This window comes from Bradyrhizobium sp. USDA 4510, from assembly GCF_054059095.1.
The window spans coordinates 4024003-4040892 of sequence record NZ_JBSSBT010000001.1 but is presented as its reverse complement, the minus strand read 5'-3'; the positions used below and the strand labels follow the sequence as shown (position 1 = coordinate 4040892).

Sequence of the window (16890 nt, the reverse complement as noted above, 5' to 3'; positions counted from 1 at the left end):
GGCGCGAATCTGTGCAGGACTGCAAGCCCCCCTGTGCAGATATAGACAGTTGATCCGGCGGGAACTCGAAGGCATGATCGTCTCCGCAACGTCGCAAACTTAGAAGAATCATTGCGCGAGACTTCAATAATGAGACGGCCCGTGGTCGGCGTGATCGGAAACGCCCATCGCATCGAAAATCGTTTCACAGTCCAGATGGTCGGGGAGCGCAACCTTCGCGCGGTTGCCGAGGTGTCGGGCGCGGTGCCGCTGATGTTCGCCGGCAGCCCCGAAATCACCGAGGTCAGTGCCTTGCTCGACGTGGTCGACGGCGTGGTGCTGACCGGGGCCCGCGCCAATGTTCATCCGACCCGCTTCAATTCCGAACCTTGCGCCGCCCACGAGCCCTACGACATCCACCGCGACGACGTTGCGCTGGCGCTGTCGGAAGCCTGCGTCGCGCGCGGTGTGCCGATCTTCGGTATCTGCCGCGGCCTGCAGGAGATGAACGTCGCCTTCGGCGGCTCGCTGCATCCGGAGATCCGCGAGATTCCGGGCCGCATGAACCACCGGATGCCGCGGCTGGAGAACGGCGAGATCCATCCTGACCCGACCGTTGTGTTCGCCGACCGTCATGACGTCGCGCTGACGCCGGGCGGCGCGTTCGCAAAAATCCTCGGCCGGGAGACCATTCGAGTCAATTCGCTGCACGGCCAGGGCATCCTCGAGCCCGGCAAGCGCGTCGTGATCGAGGGCATCGCCGAGGACGGCACCATCGAGGCGATCCGCATCGCCGATGCGCCGGGTTTTGCGCTGGGTGTGCAGTGGCACGCCGAATACGATCCGCAGCGCAATCCGATCAACCGCGCCCTGTTCGAAGCCTTCGGCGACGCGCTGCGCGAACGGCGGCGGGCGGCGTAGGACGGTTTCACCCCCACCGTCCCTGCGCGTTAATCACGACGTCGTCTCCGAAAAACGCGCTGTCGTCCCTACGAAGGCAGGGACCCATGCTCCGCGGCGGTTGTTGTGGAGGGGGACTCGTCGTTGCGGCACTGCTCAACAAGGACCGTCGGTGGTTATGGATCCCTGCCTTCGCAGGGACGACACCAAAGGTGTGGCGTCGCCTGTCCGTCGGGTCGGTTTGTCGAACCTCGGTTCGGGAAGCCATGAAAGACGCGGGGCTTTCCTTGGCCAATCGATGGGAGCCGAGCGGCAGGCGAGTAGATCGTTCCTAGCGGCAACGGCCGATACCTGCACTTTGCGATCAATGAAGCAACACGAAGAGGCCGCTGGCGCTGGTCAGCGGCCTCTTGAACCTGATCTTAAATGAACGTCTTGGTGGTAAAATCTTTGCCTCAGGTCCGCCTTTATTAAACGGGGAATTTGCCACACAGTGAAGTCCCAACAGGTGCGATGCTCAACGGAACTCTTGAGACGTTGCGGGGACAACACACTTTGCGTTCGTGACGTCCTGAGTTCGTCGACGGCACGCAGGAAGCAGCACGTCACGGCATTAGCGCACTGACCATGGCCATGCCGGCGGTTGCGGTTTGCTGGTGGCGTGCGGCCGCGTCGGGGTTGGCGCCGGTTTGCGCGCCTGGGCAACATCGGTCGACGGCCGCGGACGCGGCAGTGGTATTTCCGGGGCTACCGTTGGCTGTTCGGGGCTTACCTTTGGCTGTTCGGGGCTTACCTTTGGCTGTTCGGGGCTCACCTTCGGCTCTGCGGCGTTGGCAATGACACCGGCCAGCTGGTCCTGGCTTGCGTTGAGCCGCTCGGTGACCGTCTCGCTTTCGCGAGCCAACTGATCCTGGGTCGCCTTGATCTGGTCGATGATATCTTTGCTGCGTGCCATTTCTGCTTGGCTCGCCTCGAGTTGGCTTGCGACATTTTTATGGTCGCGGACCAATTGTTCTTGCCTCGCCTCAAGCTGTTCGACCGCTTGCCTCAAGGCAGCGAGATCGCGCGCCATCGGTTGAAGCTGCTGCGCCAAGTCGGAAGAAAGTGCGGCGGCAGTCGGCGCAACGTCTTTCGGCGCGGCGTCCTTCGACGGGGTTTGCGCAGGAGGTGAGGAGTGGCCAGGGGAGGCCACCATCGCCGTATCGCTGGGTGACGACCACCACCAAGCAGCGCCACCAATGCATGCTGCCAGCACGGAACCGACAATGGCCAGGTGGCGCCAATCCGCCAATCGATGAACCGCTTCTAGCAGGCCGTTGAAGAACTCAGCCGCGTTCGCAAACGAAGGCTGAATCGTCGCCATTGTGGATGTAGAAGTGGCCAACGAGCCTGCCCGCAGTGCCGATCATGGCCCATCCGCGACCACAGGACGGATCATTCTCGTCGTGCCCCTCCCATGAGAACTCGGCGCAGGCCGATCCGTCGCGGGTGCCGTAGCGAGCATCCAGGAAGCCCTTGAGAGCCCCAAACGCTATTTCGCCATCGGACTTGCCACGGAAGGTGAGATGCGCCTCTCCGACAAGATCGAGGAAGTCGCTGTCCCAGTTGTCCATTTCGACGATGCGCCAGCGGCCGGCAAAGGCCTTGGCAAAGCCGGGCACCTTGGCCATCAACCGGTCTCCGCGATCAACTTGGGCAGCCGCACCAGATTGTAGGCGGCCGCAGCGAAGGTAAAGGCCCATCCGACCCGATCACGGCCACGGAATCTGGTCTTCTCTTGCCCGGCGACCGTCTTGATCCAGCCGAATGCCTCCTCAATCCGCTTGCGGATGCGCTGGCTGACAGCATAACCGCCGTGCCGGGTCGTACGCCCGTCGATCGCAGAGCTACGGCCGCCGGTATTCTGCGCAACATGCGGCGTCACGTTCATCGAGCGCAGCTCGTTGACGAAGTCTTCTGCATCGTAGGCTTTGTCGGCACCAAGCGTGATCGCTGTCGGTCGATCGGCACGAGGCTCGATCATGTGCAGCGCGGCCACCCGTTCGGCATGCCCACCGGCCTGCGTCAGGCAGGCGTCGACCAGCAAGCCGTGGCGGTTCTCCATCAGCCCGTGCCCGATGAAGCACAGCTTCGTCTCCTTGCCTTTCCCCTTGCGGTAGAGCCTGGCCTCCGGATCGGTGGTCGAAGCATGGGTGTCGTTGGAGCGCTTCTGGCCATGGAAGTTCGCTTCAGCATTGCGCCCGCCGCCTTGGGCCGGCGGCTCGCCGGAGCTATCCTTCGGTTTGACGCTCTTCATCGAGGCCCAGGCCTCGATCAGCGTGCCGTCGACCGAGAAGTGATCGCTCGACAGAAGCTTCTTCACCCTGGGCTGCGCCAGCACCGCCGCAAGGAACTTCGCCGCGATGTCGCCTTCCAGAAGCCGGTCGCGGTTCTTCGAGAATACCGAATGGTCCCAGGCTGCATCGTCGACGCCGATTCCGACGAACCAGCGGAACAGCAAATCATATTCCAACCGCTCCATCAGAAGTCGCTCCGAGCGGATCGAATAAAACGCCTGCAACAGCATCGCCCGCAGCAGCTTCTCCGGCGGGATCGACGGCCGTCCAATCGGCGAATAAAGGGCGGCGAACTCGTGCTCCAGCGCCGCCAGCGCCTCGTTCACGATCGTCCGGATCCCTCGCAGCGGATGATCACGCCGCACCCTTGCTTCCAGGTCGACGTAGCTGAACAGCTCGCCCGTTCGATTGTCGCCGCCGCGCACGCACCATCTCCGAATCTCGTCGGAGCCAATGAATCATGATCCTCGGTCGGCGGCGACCGCCTTTTTTCAACAGCCTGCTAGCGGCGCGTGAAGCGCTTTCTTGCCGGTCGGCGGGCCGGAAGGGCTGACTCCTGCTTCGCGCGCGAGGTTCGAAAGCTGCTCTTCCAAGCTCACGAGCCGCCCTTCCGCGACCCTGTCATTCAGCATGGAATCCATTTTGTGCTCCGTAGCAAATGCAAGGTCACCCGCCTTGAGAGCAGATCCGCTCTTCGGCGCGCTAACATTCAACGGGACCCAGATCGGTATTTGCAGCTTAAGCCTACGAGGGATGAGGATGCGGCCTGCACGTCACATCGTCTCTCTTTTTGTAAGCTCATCCTTCCTGAACTGTCCCGACGATTTTGGCCGAGATATTGTTCGTCCGCAATCGGGAACACCGCTTGCCACGGGGCGCTCGAGCTCGTGGATCGAGGTCCTGTTCGGCCGCCTCACGATGCGTCTCGCAGCCGAGGCACGTTACTTCGAGGTGTCGTAAGTCGGCGTTGAGAGCGTCGCCAAGCGCCGGCGAGGGCTGGGCTGGACCCAGAAACGCGGGAGTGGTCCATGTTGGCGAGCGACCATGTCGGCATCCCGCCTGGCGCGTTCGGCCGACGGCTGACCACGGCGCCAAACATGTACTCCGGGGCCCTCCTGCAAATTCTCGGTATGTTGAGTTGTGCTGCCGGCGAGATGTACCGCTGGTCGACAGGTCGCAGCTATACTTCCGGTATTGCGCGTGCGCCGGAATCGGCCTTCCTCCGTACTAATACGGATACGAAAGTGGCGGATTGCGGCGCCGGACTCGGCTAAGCAACAGGGATATTTGCTCCGGCGCCGACGACCCTTTCCGAATACTGCTTTTCCTTTTCCATTTTCGGGTGCAGCCGACACGAGGGGTTGGTCGGGATGAATTTGTCGGGCCGTCTGGCGATGGGGATGTTGTTTCCCGTCGCCGCGCTCCTGCTCGCGCTGGGCTTCATCCATGGCGTAACCTGGCCGGGCGTTCTGCTCGCGGGTGGCGCGGTTGCGGTGGTATTGATGACGGCTGAGGTGATTGCGAGATCGCTGTCCAGGACGCCCGCTCAGCTGGTGCGGGCGGCGGAGGCGTTGTCGCGCGGCCAGCAGGTCTCGCTCGGCTCAAGCGATGACCGCGAGACCGCTCAGCTCGCGGCGACGCTTGCCGAATTGTCGGCGCAGCTGGGCAGCAGGCAGCACCTGCTGGAGAAGACCGTCGAGAGCATCCGCGATCCGGTGGTGGTCGCCGACGAGCACGGGATGATCGTGATCGTCAACGCCGCGGCGCGACGGCTGTATAGTGTCGAACCCGGTTTTGATACCCTGACCGGCGTTCGCACCTTCCAGAACTATTATGCCGACGGCACCACCGTGATGCCGATCCCGGACACGCCGATGGCGCGTGCGCTGCGCGGCGATGACGTCGACGATTTCGAGCTGATCGTCAAACCGCAACCGCCGCAACCGGCCGTCTTCCTTGTCGTCAACGCGCGGCCGCTGCGCGACGATACCGGCAATCTGCGGGGCGCGGTCGCCGTACTGCACGACGTCACCGCGCAGCGTCGGGCACACCAGGCGCTGGTCGAGAGCGAGCAGATGGCGCAAGCCATCGTCAGGACCGCGCTCGACGCCTTCGTCCAGACCGACCAGGACGGCGTCATTCTCGACTGGAGCCCGCAGGCCGAGGTGCTGACCGGCTGGACGCGCTCCGAGGCGGTCGGTTATCGGGTGGTCGAACTGGTGTTTCCGGAGGAGCTGCGCCTCGCGCACCGGCAGCGGATCACCCGCTTCCTGCAGGAGACCGCGGCCGGCGGCATGGGCATGCGCTATGAAACGGCGTGCCTGCACCGCGACGGTCACCGGTTCTATGTCGAGGTGTCCCTCAACGCGCTGCGCCGCGGTGACGGCTGGATCATCAATTCCTTTGTCAGGGACGTCAGCCAGCGCCGGATCGCCGAGGAGCAGTTGATCCAGGCGCAGAAGTCGGAATCGCTGGGGCGGCTGACCGGCGGCATCGCGCACGACTTCAACAACATGCTGACCGTGATCACCGGCACGATCGAGATCCTCGCCGACGGCGTCAAGGACAACCCGCAACTCGCCGCAATCGCCAAGCTGATCAGCGATGCCGCCGATCGCGGCGCGCAGCTCACCTCGAGCCTCCTGGCATTCGCGCGCAAGCAACCGCTGCAGCCCGGCGAGACCGACGTCAACGACCTGGTCGGCGAGGTGGTCCGGCTGCTGTCGCAGACGCTCGGTTCGCAGACCGAGATCAGGACGGAGCTCGGCCGCAACGCCTGGCTCGCCTTCGTCGACCGCAGCCAGCTTGGTGCTGCGCTGGTCAATCTCGCCATCAATGCGCGCGATGCCATGCCTGACGGCGGCACGCTGAGCTTTGCGACCCGCAACATCCAGCTCGGGATTCCCGACGCCGTGGCGTGCGGCGTCGAGCGCGCCGGCGATCATCTCGTGATCGAGGTGACCGATACCGGCACCGGCATTTCGCCGACGCATCTGGAGAAGATCTTCGATCCGTTCTTTTCCACCAAGGAGGTCGGGCAGGGCGCCGGGCTCGGGCTCAGCATGGTGTTCGGCTTCGTCAAGCAAAGCGGCGGCGGCATCGAGGTCAAGAGCGAGCAGGGGCGCGGCACCATCTTCAGGATCTATCTGCCGAAGGCCGACGGTACCGCGCAGCGCGCGGTGGAGGAGGACGATCTGCCCGTCAGGGGCGGCCACGAGACGGTCCTGTGCGTGGAGGACGACCCTACGATCCGGGACTATGTCACGGGCCAGCTCGAAAGCCTCGGCTACAACGTGCTGGTCGCGGCGAACGCGGACGCTGCGCTCGAAATCGTCAAACGCGGCACCGCGTTCGACCTTCTGTTCACCGATATCGTGATGCCCGGCAGCATGAACGGCCGGCAATTGGCGGAGACTCTGATGGCCGGGCGCCCGGCATTGCGGGTGCTGTTCACCTCGGGCTACAGCGACGGCGTGCTGCCCGCACAGCAGGGGCGTGGCGGCCACGGCATTCCGCTGCTGACCAAACCCTATCGGCGCGGCGAACTGGCGCGGATGCTGCGGCGCTGCCTTGATCTTCAGGTCGACTTTCAGGGCGATCCGGTTCCGCAGCCTTATTCCGTGCAGCCCGATCTCGAACGCTTCCTGCGCGAGAATCCGCCCGCGAAAACGTAGACCGTGGCGTGACCTGGATGCCAACGGGTCCGCAACGCGCGGCCCGATGATAAACTGCGCGAAACCCATCATCCCTGATGCGGCCGCTATTTGATGGGTTTCGCTTCGCTCTACCCATCCTACGCGCTAAGCTCCCGCGACGAAGGCACAGCCGGTCAACGGCCCGATTTCAGGGAGTATGGAATGCAGGACCGCAAATGGTCGAGGCGCGACTGGCTCAAGGTGACGGCGGCCACCGCCGCCGGCATGGTATTCGCGGAGCCGCTGCGCGCGGCGGCGCCGCCGGCGGAAGCCGTGACGCCGGAGCTGATCGCAGCCGCCAAGAAGGAAGGCAAGATCTCGTTCTACAGCGCGCTGGAGCTGAACACGGCCGAGCGTCTCGCGCGTGACTTCGAGCAGAAATATCCCGGGATCAGCGTCCGCGTCGAGCGCTCGGGCGCGGAGCGTATCTTCCAGCGCATCGCACAGGAGCAGGGCAGCGGCATCAACGCCGTCGACGTCGCCAATTCCACCGATCCCGCGCATTACCTCGACTGGAAGAAGAACGACTGGCTCGCGGCCTATGTGCCGGAGGACGTCGCCAGGCATTTTCCGGCCGACCAGATCGATCCCGACGGCACCTCGGCGACATCCTGCGCCTGGTTCGAGGTAATCGGCTACAACACCGAGCAGGTGAAGCGCGAGGAGGCGCCGAAGAGCTACGCCGACCTGATCGATCCCAAGTGGCGCGGCAAAATCGTCAAGGGCCACCCGAGCTATTCCGGCGCGATCATGACCGCGACCTTCGTGCTGGCGCGCGACCTCGGCTGGCCGTATCTGGAGAAGCTGTCGCAGCAGCGCGTGATGCAGGTGCAGTCGGCGGCCGATCCGCCGAAGAAGATTCTGCTCGGCGAGCGCGCGGTGATGGCCGATGGCAACGACTACAACCTCGTGCTGGCCAAGGATCAGGGCAAGCCGGTCGAGGTGGTCTATCCCGCCGAGGGCGCGCCGCTGATCATCGTCCCGAGCGGCATCTTCAAGAACGCGCCGAACCCGAATGCGGCGCGGCTGTTCCAGAGCTACTTCTTCAGCGCCGAGACGCAGCAGATGCTGGCCGACGAATTCGCGCACCGCTCGTTCCACGCCAAGGTGAAGGAGAAGGCCGGGCACGTGCCACTCGACAAACTGAAAATGCTCAAGGCCGATCCGGCCCAGGTGCAGGTGCAGTCGGAGGAGATCAAGGCGAGGTACGCGAAGCTGTTCCGGGTGTAGGTCAAGCTCCGTAGGATGGGTAGAGCGAAGCGAAACCCATCGCTTGTTCAGGGGGCGAGATGATGGGTTTCGCTGCGCTCTACCCATCCTACAGATCCAAGGCTACTAGCGTCATTGCGAGCGAAGCGAAGCAATCCATCTTTCCGGATACGCGGAGAGGTGGATTGCTTCGCCGATTCAGCGCAAAATTGCTTTGCAATTTTGTCGCGAACTCCTCGCAATGACGCGGATAACGCTCGGACCGCCGGGCGGCGCAGTGAGGGGCTGCGGTCGGCTAACCTCCCACTTCCGCGCTGAGCATCGGCCCGAACAGCTCCCATCGCTCGCCCTTGAGTCGTCTGAGCTGCATCTGCTTGATCGGCGCGAAATCGATCGGGCTGGTGTTCATTGTGATGCCGGGCAGCAGGTTGGTGGTGCGGAAGGCCTTCAGGTTGGCGGCCTGCTTCATGACGTTGGCGCGCGTGAGATCGTCGCCGCACTGCTTAAGCACCTGAACCAGCGTCTGAGCCGCATTGTACCCTGTCACAATCAGGCTGTCGGCCCGATTGCCTTCGGGGAAATATTTGGAGAGATATTCGTCGAACGCCTTCATGCCGGGATCGTCCTTCCATTGCGGATCGAGCGGATCCATCAGGTAGGCCACCGAGATGATGCCTTGTGCGTTCTCGAAGCCGGCAGGCTGGATCACGGCGCCGAGCGAGGAACCTACCGAGTTGAGGATGTGCAGCGGTTTCCAACCGATCTCGGCCGCCTTCTTGATGGCCTGCGCCGCGAATTTCGGTGTGGCGATGTCGACGAATACGTCGGCATTCATCGATTTCATCTTGACGATGTGCGTGTCGATCGTCGGCTCGGCCACCTCATACGCATCCTCGATCACGATCATCGACGCCGCCTTGTCGCCGAGGCCGTCCTTCAGGCCCTTGAGATAGTCCTTTCCGTAATCGTCGTTCTGGTAGAGGACCGCGATCCTGCCGCCCGGCTTTTCCTTCAGGATGTGCTTGGCGTAGATCCGTCCCTCGCTCTGATAACTGGGCTGCCAGCCCATGGTCCATGGGAAGCTTTGCGGATCGTTCCACTTGGTGGCACCGGTCTGAATGAACAGCTGCGGCACCTTCTTCACGTTCATGTATTTCTGAATCGCGCCGTTGGATGCCGTGCCGAGAGAGGCGAAGATCAGCAAGACCTCGTCGCCTTCGACCAGCTTGCGCGCCTGCTCGACCGTCTTCGGCGGACTGTAGCTGTCGTCATAGGAGATGAAGTTGATCTTGCGGCCATTGATGCCGCCCTCGGCGTTGATCTTGCGGAAATAGGCCGCCTGGGCCCGGCCGCTGGTGCCGTAGGCGGATGCCGGCCCGCTATAGGGCATGATGTTGCCGATCTTGATTTCGGTATCGGTTACGCCGGTGTCGTATTTCTTCTGGGCGAATGCGCTGCCAGCACAGACAGCGAGAATGGTGATGGCGGTCGAAAGCGCCGCCATTCGTCGAGCGACGAAAGACATCTCGTTTCTCCCCATGCAGAAAAATGAATGTGTGTTTTATCGGAAGCCGCTTTCGGGTCCTTGCCGGCAGTGAACACCCGAGCCCAGGCGTTGTCGATCCCGGAAACACAACCTTGTGTGCGGTTCGCATCACGTCATCAGGTTCGTCAGCGTTGCTGACCGTAGTCTTCCGGGGCTTCCCGCGATCAGGCCGCGCGCATCGATCGTTGCGCGCGATAGGCCTGCGGCGATGTCAGCGTGAGCTTGCGGAAGGCCTTTCGAAAGCTGCTCTCGTCCTCATAGCCGGTGGCGCGGGCGATCGCCTTGATCGGCTGCGCCGTTGTTTCCAATAGCGTGCGGGCGTGCTCGACGCGGCGGCGCATGATGAAGGCCTGCGGCGGCTCGTGGGTCAGTTCGCGGAAGCGGCGGTTCAGTGTGCGTTCGCTGAGGCCGAGCGCATGCGCGAGGCCGCGCACCGTGATCGGGGTCTTGCCGGTGCGGCGCACCAGCATGTCCGCCTTGATCAGCAGCGGGTCCTGGCCGAGCATGTAGCCGAGCGGCATGAAGATCGCCTGGGTGCGCTGCGCGGTGTCGATCACCGCATAGTCGGCGCAAACCTTTGCGACCTCCGCGCCTTCGACGAGCTCGATCAGCCGCAGCAACAGATCGACCCACGACATCGGGCCAGCGGCGCAGACCAGGCGATCGGCCTGCGTGATCACGGCATCACCGGCGAGATCAACCTTGGGATGGCGGCGACGCAGCTCGCTCTGCAGCCACCACGTGATGGTGGCGCGGCGACCGTCGAGCAGGCCGGCATTGGCGAGCAGCAGCACGCCGCTGCAGAATGCGCCGATCAGCCGGCCGCTGGCATGCTGCTGGCGCAGCCAGGCGCCGGCACGGTCATATTGCGGTTGCAGGCGCTCGGCGGTGAGATGATCGACCAGGCTGCCCGGCACGATGATCGCGTCGCACGCCGTCCGCCTGCCCACCGCACCATCGACGGCGAGCAACTTGCCGCCGCCGGCGCGCACCGCCTTGCCGTCGAGCGAGAGCGTCTGCCAGCTGAAGCGCGCCTTGCCGCCGCGCAGCTGCATCACGTGGTTGGCGAGGGTGAGGATGTCGGCGATGCCGGCGACCGCCGATTGCATGCAGCCTTCCAGCGCGAGGATCGCAAGCTTCATGGGACCTCCGGAATTTGCCGTCATGCTAGCCGATCAGCGCAATCGGGCGGTGGCAGATATTGCCCGATCTCTGTCCGATCGGCCACTGCCTGATTTGGCCGCGCCGGTCCATCTTCGCTGCGTTGTCACACCCTCAGCAATGGAGAGAGACCATGCCTTACGTCACCATTTCCACCGTCCGCGGCATCTTCGATGTCGCGCAGAAGCAGGCGCTGCTGGAGCGCGTCACCGACCTCATGGTCGAGATCGAGGCGCAGGGTAACCCGGACTTCCGCCGCAACGTCTGGGCCAAGATCGAGGAGGGCGAGCCGGCGAGCTGGTCGCTCGGCGGCATGATTCCGACGCCGGACATGATCGCCGGCACCTTCGGCGCGCTCGACGCCGGCGGACGGCGGCTCGCCAAGGCGAAGGTGTAACTGCCCTGCGTAGGATGGGTAGAGCGAAGCGAAACCCATCATCGCAAGGCTTGCACCGGTGCGATGGGTTTCGCTTCGCTCTACCCATCCTACGCACCGTTCTCACCCAAAAACAAAAGGCGCTTCCGGTGGAAGCGCCTTTCGCTTGTCGTCGGTGCCGTAAGATTTACAGCGAGTAGTACATCTCGAATTCCACCGGGTGCGGGGTCATTTCGAAACGCGCGACCTCGGTCATCTTCAGCTCGATATAGGCGTCGATGAAGTCGTCGTCGAACACGCCGCCGTTCTTGAGGAACGCGCGGTCCTTGTCGAGGCTCTCGAGCGCCTCGCGGAGCGAGCCGCAGACGGTCGGGATCTGCTTCAGCTCTTCCTTCGGCAGATCGTAGAGGTCCTTGTCCATCGCCGGACCCGGATCGATCTTGTTCTTGATGCCGTCAAGACCGGCCATCAGCATCGCGGCGAAGCCGAGATAGGGGTTGGCCATCGGGTCGGGGAAACGCACCTCGACGCGCTTGGCCTTCGGGTTCGCGGTGTAGGGGATGCGGCAGGCCGCCGAGCGGTTGCGCGCGGAATAGGCGAGCAGCACGGGGGCTTCATAGCCCGGCACCAGACGCTTGTAGGAGTTGGTCGACGGGTTGGTGAACGCATTGATCGCCTTGGCGTGCTTGATGACGCCGCCGATGTAGTGCAGGCAGGTCTCCGACAGGTCGGCGTATTTGTTGCCGGCGAAGGTCGGCTTGCCGTCCTTCCAGATGGACTGATGCACGTGCATGCCCGAGCCGTTGTCGCCGTAGACCGGCTTTGGCATGAAGGTGGCGGTCTTGCCGTAGATGTGGGCGACCTGGTGGATGCAGTACTTGTAGATCTGCATATGGTCGGCCATCAGCGTCAGCGTGTCGAACTTCATGCCGAGCTCGTGCTGGGCCGAGGCCACCTCGTGGTGATGCTTTTCGACCTTGACGCCCATCTTGGCCATCGCGCCGAGCATCTCGGAGCGCATGTCCTGCACCGAGTCCTGCGGCGGCACCGGGAAGTAGCCGGCCTTGGTGCGGATGCGGTGGCCGAGGTTGCCGCCCTCATATTCGGTCGCCGAGTTGATCGGCAGCTCGGAGGAGTCGAGGCGGAAGCCGGTGTTGTAGGGTTCGGCCGAATAGCGCACGTCGTCGAACACGAAGAACTCGGCCTCGGGGCCGACGAACACGGTGTCGCCCACGCCCATCGACTTCACCATCGCCTCGGCCTTCTTGGCGATGCCGCGGGGGTCGCGGTTGTAGGGCTCGCCGGTGGTCGGCTCGAGCACGTCGCACGTGATGACCATGGTGGTCTCGGCGAAGAACGGGTCGATCGTCGCGGTGACCGGGTCGGGCATCAGGCACATGTCGGATTCATTGATCGCCTTCCAGCCGGCGATCGACGAGCCGTCGAACATCGTTCCCTCGGCGAAGATGTCATCGTCGATCATGCTGACGTCGAAGGTGACGTGCTGCCACTTGCCGCGCGGATCGGTGAAGCGCAGGTCGACGTATTTGACGTCGTTGTCCTTGATCGATTTCAGGACGTCTTTGGCGGTCTTCATGAATACCCCTTATGGATGTGCGGGTCGGTTTCCAGCGGAGAGCGACGTTATTCCCGCTTTTGGCGAGTTCGTGTGACTACACAAACGAAATCAGGCTGCCGAAGCAGCCTTTTTTCTCTTTGGTCGTCGGAAAATCCGGATAGCACCGCCCTTAAATAGCGTCCAGCCCGGATTCTCCGGTCCGGATGCGGATGGCTTCCTCGATGTTGGAGACGAAGATCTTGCCGTCACCGATCCGGCCGGTCTGCGCCGCGCGGCGGATCGCGTCGATCGCCTTCTCGACCAGGTCGTCGCCGATCACGATCTCGATCTTCACCTTGGGCAGGAAGTCGACGATGTATTCCGCACCGCGATAGAGTTCGGCATGGCCCTTCTGGCGGCCAAATCCCTTGGCCTCGGTGACGGTGATGCCTTGCAGTCCGACTTCCTGGAGCGCTTCTTTCACCTCGTCGAGCTTGAAGGGCTTGATGATGGCTTCAATCTTCTTCACTGAGCGCCTCCCGGGCATTGCAGATTGCAGGGTCGAGTTCGATGCGCGTGGGGCGCAGTCTGGTTGGTCTTAAGGCTTCCGGCCGGTGGCCGGAAACACGCGCAATGGTCGCATGAAGCGGCCTTGCGCGCGGCTTCCTCAAAAGCAGGGTCTATGCCAAGTTGTTAAGGTCCCCGATTTCAGAATGTTATCAGCCTTTTAACAGGCAATCGGCTGATATCGAACCACATGGGCTATGATATCCAAGCCTAACAAATAGGCAAATAGATCAATCCGTATGCAGTCGGCCAGTAGAAACCCCGCGAACGTCACAGGAATTGCCTCTCGAAAAGGCGAAGCGATTGAGGATTCGGCATGGACGTTCTGACCACGACCGAGATGGAGCGCGCTGACCGGCTGACCATCGCAGCCGGAACGCCGGGCTTCGCGCTGATGATGAGCGCGGGCCAGGCCGTCGCGGAAGCCGCGATGGACCTGGTCGAGGAGGGGCCGATCGTGGTGGTCGCCGGCCGCGGCAACAATGGCGGCGACGGCTTTGTCGCTGCCGCCGAGCTTGCCGCGCGCGGCCGCGAGGTCTCGGTGATCCTGCTCTGCGAGCGCGACAGCCTGCAAGGCGACGCGGCGCTGGCGGCGAAGGGCTGGAAATATCCGGTGCTGCCGTTTAACCCGCAGGCGCTCGGCAAGCCGGCGCTGATCGTCGACGCGCTGTTCGGTGCCGGCCTCAACCGGCCGGTAAAGGGCGATCCGCTGGAGATGATCGCCGCGATCAATGCCAACGGTACGCCGGTGCTGGCGGTCGACCTGCCGAGCGGCATCAACGGCACATCGGGCGCGGTGATGGGCGCGGCCGTGCAGGCCACCGAGACCGTCACCTTCTTCCGCAAGAAGCCCGCGCATCTGTTGCTGCCGGGCCGGATGTATTGCGGCCGGGTGCGCGTCGCCGACATCGGTATCGCCGCGCAGGTGCTCGACGAGATCAAGCCGCTGACCGCGGAGAATGCGCCGGAGGCCTGGCGATGGTCGTTTCCGGTACCGCGGATCGACGGCCACAAATACGCGCGGGGGCACGCCGTCGTGGTGTCGGGCGATCTCGCCTCGACCGGGGCGGCACGGCTCGCCGCGCGCGCGGCGCTGCGCGCCGGCGCCGGCCTCGTGACGCTGGCCTCGCCGCGTGACGCGCTTGCCGTCAACGCTGCGGCGCTGACCGCGGTGATGGTGCGCGCGGTCGACAACCCGATCCAGTTCGCCGAGCTGCTTGGCGACAAGCGCCTCAATGCCTGCGTGATCGGTCCGGGCGCCGGGGTCAGCGCGCGGACCCGTGACTTCGTCCACACCGCGCTGTCGGCGCAGCGGCATCTGGTGCTCGACGCCGACGCGCTGACCAGCTTTGCCGGCGCGCCGGACCGGCTGTTCGAGGCGATCAAGGCTAGCGACGGTCAGCAGGTGGTGCTGACGCCGCATGAGGGCGAGTTTCCGCGGCTGTTCAGCGATATTTCCAACAAGCATCCCGGCCGCTCCAAGCTCGAGCGCGTGCGCGCGGCGGCCGAGCGGTCCGGCGCGGTGGTGCTGCTGAAAGGCGCCGACACGGTGATCGCGTCTCCCGACGGCCGCGCCACCGTCGCCGCCAATGCGCCGCCCTGGCTCGCCACCGCCGGCGCCGGCGACGTGCTGTCGGGCATCATCGCGGGTTTCCTGGCGCAGGGCGCCGCGGCCTTCGAGGCCGCCAGCATCGGCGTCTGGATGCACGGCGAGAGCGCGAGCGAGGCGGGCCCCGGCCTGATCGCCGAAGATCTCACCGAAGTGCTGCCCGCCGTGTTCCGCCGCCTTTATGACGAGTTCGGGATTGAGTATTAGGCGGCTGGTGCTGGCCGACATGGATGTCGCCGCGCGCGCGCATCGCGCGGCATTCGATCAGGCGCTGCCGTGGCTCGCCGGCCTGCACACGCCCGACGGCATTGATCGGATGATCTGAACAACTGGTTAGATATTTGCGTTTCTGCGATCGGTCGAGCTGGCCTATACGATTCGAAACCGTCGCCTCTCGCCCGGAACAGTCAGATGAACGCACCGACCAGCCTGCTTTCGACCGCTTCACGGACCGCCGCCGCTCCGGCTCACGGGAGCGTCGACCCCGCGTCCTATCGCGCGGCGATGCGCCACCACGCCGGCGCGGTGACGATCCTGTCGGCGGGCGGGCCGGGCGACAGGACGGGGATGACGGCGACGTCGGTCTGTTCGCTGTCGGACGCGCCGCCGCGGCTGATCGCCTGCGTCAACCGCTCGGCGAGCGCGCATGGCCTGATCCGGCGCACCGCTGCGTTCGGCGTCAACATGCTGCACGCCGACCAGGCCGAGCTGGCCAATGTGTTCGCCGGCCGCCGCGGCATCGAGCGGGACGATCGCTTTTCCGGCGCCGACGGCTGGCTGTCGCTGGCCACGGGCGCGCCGATCCTTAAGGATGCGCTGATCGGGCTCGACTGCGAGCTGATCGACGAGCATGCGCACGACACGCATTCGATCTTCGTCGGCGCGGTCCGCGCGATGCATCTGCGTGAGGGGGAGACGCCGCTGATCTATTTTGGTGGCGCGTTCTGCGGGTTGGCCCGGCGGACCTAAGGGCGCGGCTTGAGGAATTTGTGAATCACCGATGTCAGCGCGCCGGCAGCCGGCGAGAACGATTGTCCGCGCAACGAGACGATGCAGACGGTGCGCTCCAGCGTCGGATTGACGATCGGTAGCGCCTGCATCGTCTTCCTGACCGGCCGCGGCAAGGCGACCTTCGGCAGGATGCCGACGCCGAGACCGGCGCCGGCCAGCGCGGCCAGCGTGTAGCTGTGCTCGACCTCGAACTTGATCTTCATCTGCAGATTGCGCGTGGCGAGCGCGCGCTCCAGCATCGAGCGCAGCGCCGCCGATTTTGAGTTGAGCAGGATCGGATAGGCGGACAGTTCGGTGAGGTCGACAGCGCTGCGCTTGCGAAACGGAAACGCTCTTGTCGCCAGCGCATAGATCGGGTCGTTGAACAGCGGCGCGAACTGAAACTCGGTCGAGCCCTCCGTCTCCGGTCCGATGCCGAAATCCGCCTCGCGCCGGCGCAGGCAGTCCAGCATGTCCTCGGCCGCAAGCTCGCGCAGATTGATGTTGATGCCGGGATAGCTCGCCTGGAAGGCATGCAGCGCCTGCGGCAGAATGGTCGCGGCAATGGTCGGGACGCAGGCCAGCGACAGCGTGCCGCGCTGGATGTCGATGACCTCACGGATCTCGCGCAGGCCGTTCTCCCATTCGCCGAGCGCGCGCCGCGCATGCGTCAGCAGTTGCAGTCCCTCCGCGGTCAGCTCGACGCGCCGCGTCGTGCGATGAAACAGCGCGGCGCCGACCTGGTCCTCCAGCAGCTTGATCTGCATGCTGACCGCGGATTGCGAGCGGTTGAGCTGCTCGGAGGCCTGGCGAAAGCTCTTGTTCTCGGCGACCGCGATGAACATGTGCAGCAGCTTGAAATTGATCTGCGACATCGTTTTGCCCTGCAGACGATTGTTCCGGAGAACTGAACAGTTCTTAAGATAATCTCGTTAGAAAGATCAGTGTCGGACATCTAGCATGA

Annotated in this window: 17 protein-coding genes; 8 read left to right on the top strand and 9 right to left on the bottom strand. The window is 64.0% G+C overall.

Annotation, left to right across the window (positions count from 1 at the left end; genetic code table 11):
- Window positions 1-129 precede the first annotated feature (129 nt).
- Window positions 130-900, top strand: a complete 771-nt coding sequence (locus tag ACVMDN_RS18485) for a gamma-glutamyl-gamma-aminobutyrate hydrolase family protein (protein ID WP_316397360.1) — start codon at window positions 130-132, stop codon at window positions 898-900.
- A 592-nt stretch (window positions 901-1492) separates the two neighbouring features.
- On the opposite strand, the gene ACVMDN_RS18480 is transcribed toward ACVMDN_RS18485, so the two are convergent.
- From ACVMDN_RS18480 to ACVMDN_RS18465, 4 genes are all read right to left on the bottom strand, one after another.
- Window positions 1493-2242, bottom strand: coding sequence for a hypothetical protein (locus ACVMDN_RS18480; RefSeq protein ID WP_456835071.1), 750 nt, complete (start codon window positions 2240-2242; stop codon window positions 1493-1495).
- Window positions 2205-2549 (bottom strand): hypothetical protein, encoded by a 345-nt coding sequence (locus ACVMDN_RS18475; protein WP_057019377.1) that lies wholly within the window; start codon window positions 2547-2549, stop codon window positions 2205-2207. The genes ACVMDN_RS18480 and ACVMDN_RS18475 overlap by 38 nt, the downstream gene beginning before the upstream one ends.
- Complete coding sequence (locus tag ACVMDN_RS18470) at window positions 2549-3640, bottom strand: IS5 family transposase (protein WP_069276043.1); 1092 nt, start codon at window positions 3638-3640, stop codon at window positions 2549-2551. Before ACVMDN_RS18470 ends, ACVMDN_RS18475 begins: the two co-directional genes overlap by 1 nt.
- 66 nt (window positions 3641-3706) lie before the next feature.
- Window positions 3707-3856 carry a hypothetical protein gene (locus tag ACVMDN_RS18465; RefSeq protein ID WP_456835072.1) on the bottom strand — a complete coding sequence of 50 codons (150 nt, stop codon included), beginning with the start codon at window positions 3854-3856 and terminating at the stop codon, window positions 3707-3709.
- Between the two features lie 387 nt (window positions 3857-4243).
- Here ACVMDN_RS18465 and ACVMDN_RS18460 point away from each other — a divergent pair, with 387 nt between their 5' ends.
- The 3 genes from ACVMDN_RS18460 to ACVMDN_RS18450 all read left to right on the top strand — a co-directional run bounded on the left by ACVMDN_RS18460 (window position 4244) and on the right by ACVMDN_RS18450 (window position 8140).
- A complete protein-coding gene (locus tag ACVMDN_RS18460) occupies window positions 4244-4489 on the top strand; it encodes a hypothetical protein (RefSeq protein WP_456835073.1) in 246 nt (81 codons plus the stop codon).
- A 126-nt stretch (window positions 4490-4615) separates the two neighbouring features.
- Entirely contained in the window at window positions 4616-6889 is a 2274-nt protein-coding gene (locus tag ACVMDN_RS18455) for a PAS domain S-box protein (protein ID WP_456835074.1), read from the top strand.
- Window positions 6890-7072: 183 nt separating this feature from the next.
- Window positions 7073-8140 (top strand): ABC transporter substrate-binding protein, encoded by a 1068-nt coding sequence (locus ACVMDN_RS18450; RefSeq protein WP_456835075.1) that lies wholly within the window; start codon window positions 7073-7075, stop codon window positions 8138-8140.
- A 274-nt stretch (window positions 8141-8414) separates the two neighbouring features.
- On the opposite strand, the gene ACVMDN_RS18445 is transcribed toward ACVMDN_RS18450, so the two are convergent.
- A complete protein-coding gene (locus ACVMDN_RS18445; protein WP_076825315.1) occupies window positions 8415-9644 on the bottom strand; it encodes an ABC transporter substrate-binding protein in 1230 nt (409 codons plus the stop codon).
- A 185-nt stretch (window positions 9645-9829) separates the two neighbouring features.
- The gene (locus ACVMDN_RS18440) at window positions 9830-10807 is read right to left on the bottom strand and encodes a GlxA family transcriptional regulator (protein ID WP_076825317.1); all 978 of its coding nucleotides are present in this window, start codon (window positions 10805-10807) and stop codon (window positions 9830-9832) included.
- Window positions 10808-10959: 152 nt separating this feature from the next.
- Between ACVMDN_RS18440 and ACVMDN_RS18435 the strand changes: the two genes are divergently transcribed.
- Window positions 10960-11223 (top strand): tautomerase family protein, encoded by a 264-nt coding sequence (locus ACVMDN_RS18435; protein ID WP_456835076.1) that lies wholly within the window; start codon window positions 10960-10962, stop codon window positions 11221-11223.
- A 166-nt stretch (window positions 11224-11389) separates the two neighbouring features.
- On the opposite strand, the gene glnA is transcribed toward ACVMDN_RS18435, so the two are convergent.
- A complete protein-coding gene (gene glnA, locus ACVMDN_RS18430; RefSeq protein ID WP_028333940.1) occupies window positions 11390-12799 on the bottom strand; it encodes a type I glutamate--ammonia ligase in 1410 nt (469 codons plus the stop codon).
- Between the two features lie 151 nt (window positions 12800-12950).
- Window positions 12951-13289 (bottom strand): P-II family nitrogen regulator, encoded by a 339-nt coding sequence (locus ACVMDN_RS18425; protein WP_011441447.1) that lies wholly within the window; start codon window positions 13287-13289, stop codon window positions 12951-12953.
- 354 nt (window positions 13290-13643) lie between these two features.
- Between ACVMDN_RS18425 and ACVMDN_RS18420 the strand changes: the two genes are divergently transcribed.
- The 3 genes from ACVMDN_RS18420 (at window position 13644) to ACVMDN_RS18410 (ending at window position 15905) form a co-directional block, all read left to right on the top strand.
- Window positions 13644-15143 (top strand): NAD(P)H-hydrate dehydratase, encoded by a 1500-nt coding sequence (locus tag ACVMDN_RS18420; protein ID WP_253590109.1) that lies wholly within the window; start codon window positions 13644-13646, stop codon window positions 15141-15143.
- Window positions 15133-15261, top strand: coding sequence for a hypothetical protein (locus tag ACVMDN_RS18415; RefSeq protein ID WP_256520413.1), 129 nt, complete (start codon window positions 15133-15135; stop codon window positions 15259-15261). Before ACVMDN_RS18420 ends, ACVMDN_RS18415 begins: the two co-directional genes overlap by 11 nt.
- Window positions 15262-15347: 86 nt before the next feature.
- Entirely contained in the window at window positions 15348-15905 is a 558-nt protein-coding gene (locus tag ACVMDN_RS18410; RefSeq protein ID WP_076825322.1) for a flavin reductase family protein, read from the top strand.
- Here the strand turns inward: ACVMDN_RS18410 and ACVMDN_RS18405 are convergent.
- Window positions 15902-16801, bottom strand: coding sequence for a LysR family transcriptional regulator (locus ACVMDN_RS18405; protein ID WP_076825324.1), 900 nt, complete (start codon window positions 16799-16801; stop codon window positions 15902-15904). The genes ACVMDN_RS18410 and ACVMDN_RS18405 overlap by 4 nt on opposite strands.
- Window positions 16802-16890: the final 89 nt, after the last annotated feature.

Excerpts from the sequence above, each read along its gene's own strand:
- ACVMDN_RS18445 (WP_076825315.1), bottom strand. The coding sequence starts at position 9,644 with ATGTCTTTCGTCGCTCGACGAATGGCGGCGCTTTCGACCGCCATCACC.
- ACVMDN_RS18450 (WP_456835075.1), top strand. The coding sequence starts at position 7,073 with ATGCAGGACCGCAAATGGTCGAGGCGCGACTGGCTCAAGGTGACGGCG.
- ACVMDN_RS18475 (WP_057019377.1), bottom strand. The coding sequence starts at position 2,549 with ATGGCCAAGGTGCCCGGCTTTGCCAAGGCCTTTGCCGGCCGCTGGCGC.
- ACVMDN_RS18460 (WP_456835073.1), top strand. The coding sequence starts at position 4,244 with ATGTTGGCGAGCGACCATGTCGGCATCCCGCCTGGCGCGTTCGGCCGA.
- ACVMDN_RS18465 (WP_456835072.1), bottom strand. The coding sequence starts at position 3,856 with ATGGATTCCATGCTGAATGACAGGGTCGCGGAAGGGCGGCTCGTGAGC.
- ACVMDN_RS18405 (WP_076825324.1), bottom strand. The coding sequence starts at position 16,801 with ATGTCGCAGATCAATTTCAAGCTGCTGCACATGTTCATCGCGGTCGCC.
- ACVMDN_RS18455 (WP_456835074.1), top strand. The coding sequence starts at position 4,616 with ATGTTGTTTCCCGTCGCCGCGCTCCTGCTCGCGCTGGGCTTCATCCAT.
- glnA (WP_028333940.1), bottom strand. The coding sequence starts at position 12,799 with ATGAAGACCGCCAAAGACGTCCTGAAATCGATCAAGGACAACGACGTC.
- ACVMDN_RS18440 (WP_076825317.1), bottom strand. The coding sequence starts at position 10,807 with ATGAAGCTTGCGATCCTCGCGCTGGAAGGCTGCATGCAATCGGCGGTC.
- ACVMDN_RS18420 (WP_253590109.1), top strand. The coding sequence starts at position 13,644 with ATGGACGTTCTGACCACGACCGAGATGGAGCGCGCTGACCGGCTGACC.
- ACVMDN_RS18485 (WP_316397360.1), top strand. The coding sequence starts at position 130 with ATGAGACGGCCCGTGGTCGGCGTGATCGGAAACGCCCATCGCATCGAA.
- ACVMDN_RS18435 (WP_456835076.1), top strand. The coding sequence starts at position 10,960 with ATGCCTTACGTCACCATTTCCACCGTCCGCGGCATCTTCGATGTCGCG.
- ACVMDN_RS18410 (WP_076825322.1), top strand. The coding sequence starts at position 15,348 with ATGAACGCACCGACCAGCCTGCTTTCGACCGCTTCACGGACCGCCGCC.
- ACVMDN_RS18480 (WP_456835071.1), bottom strand. The coding sequence starts at position 2,242 with ATGGCGACGATTCAGCCTTCGTTTGCGAACGCGGCTGAGTTCTTCAAC.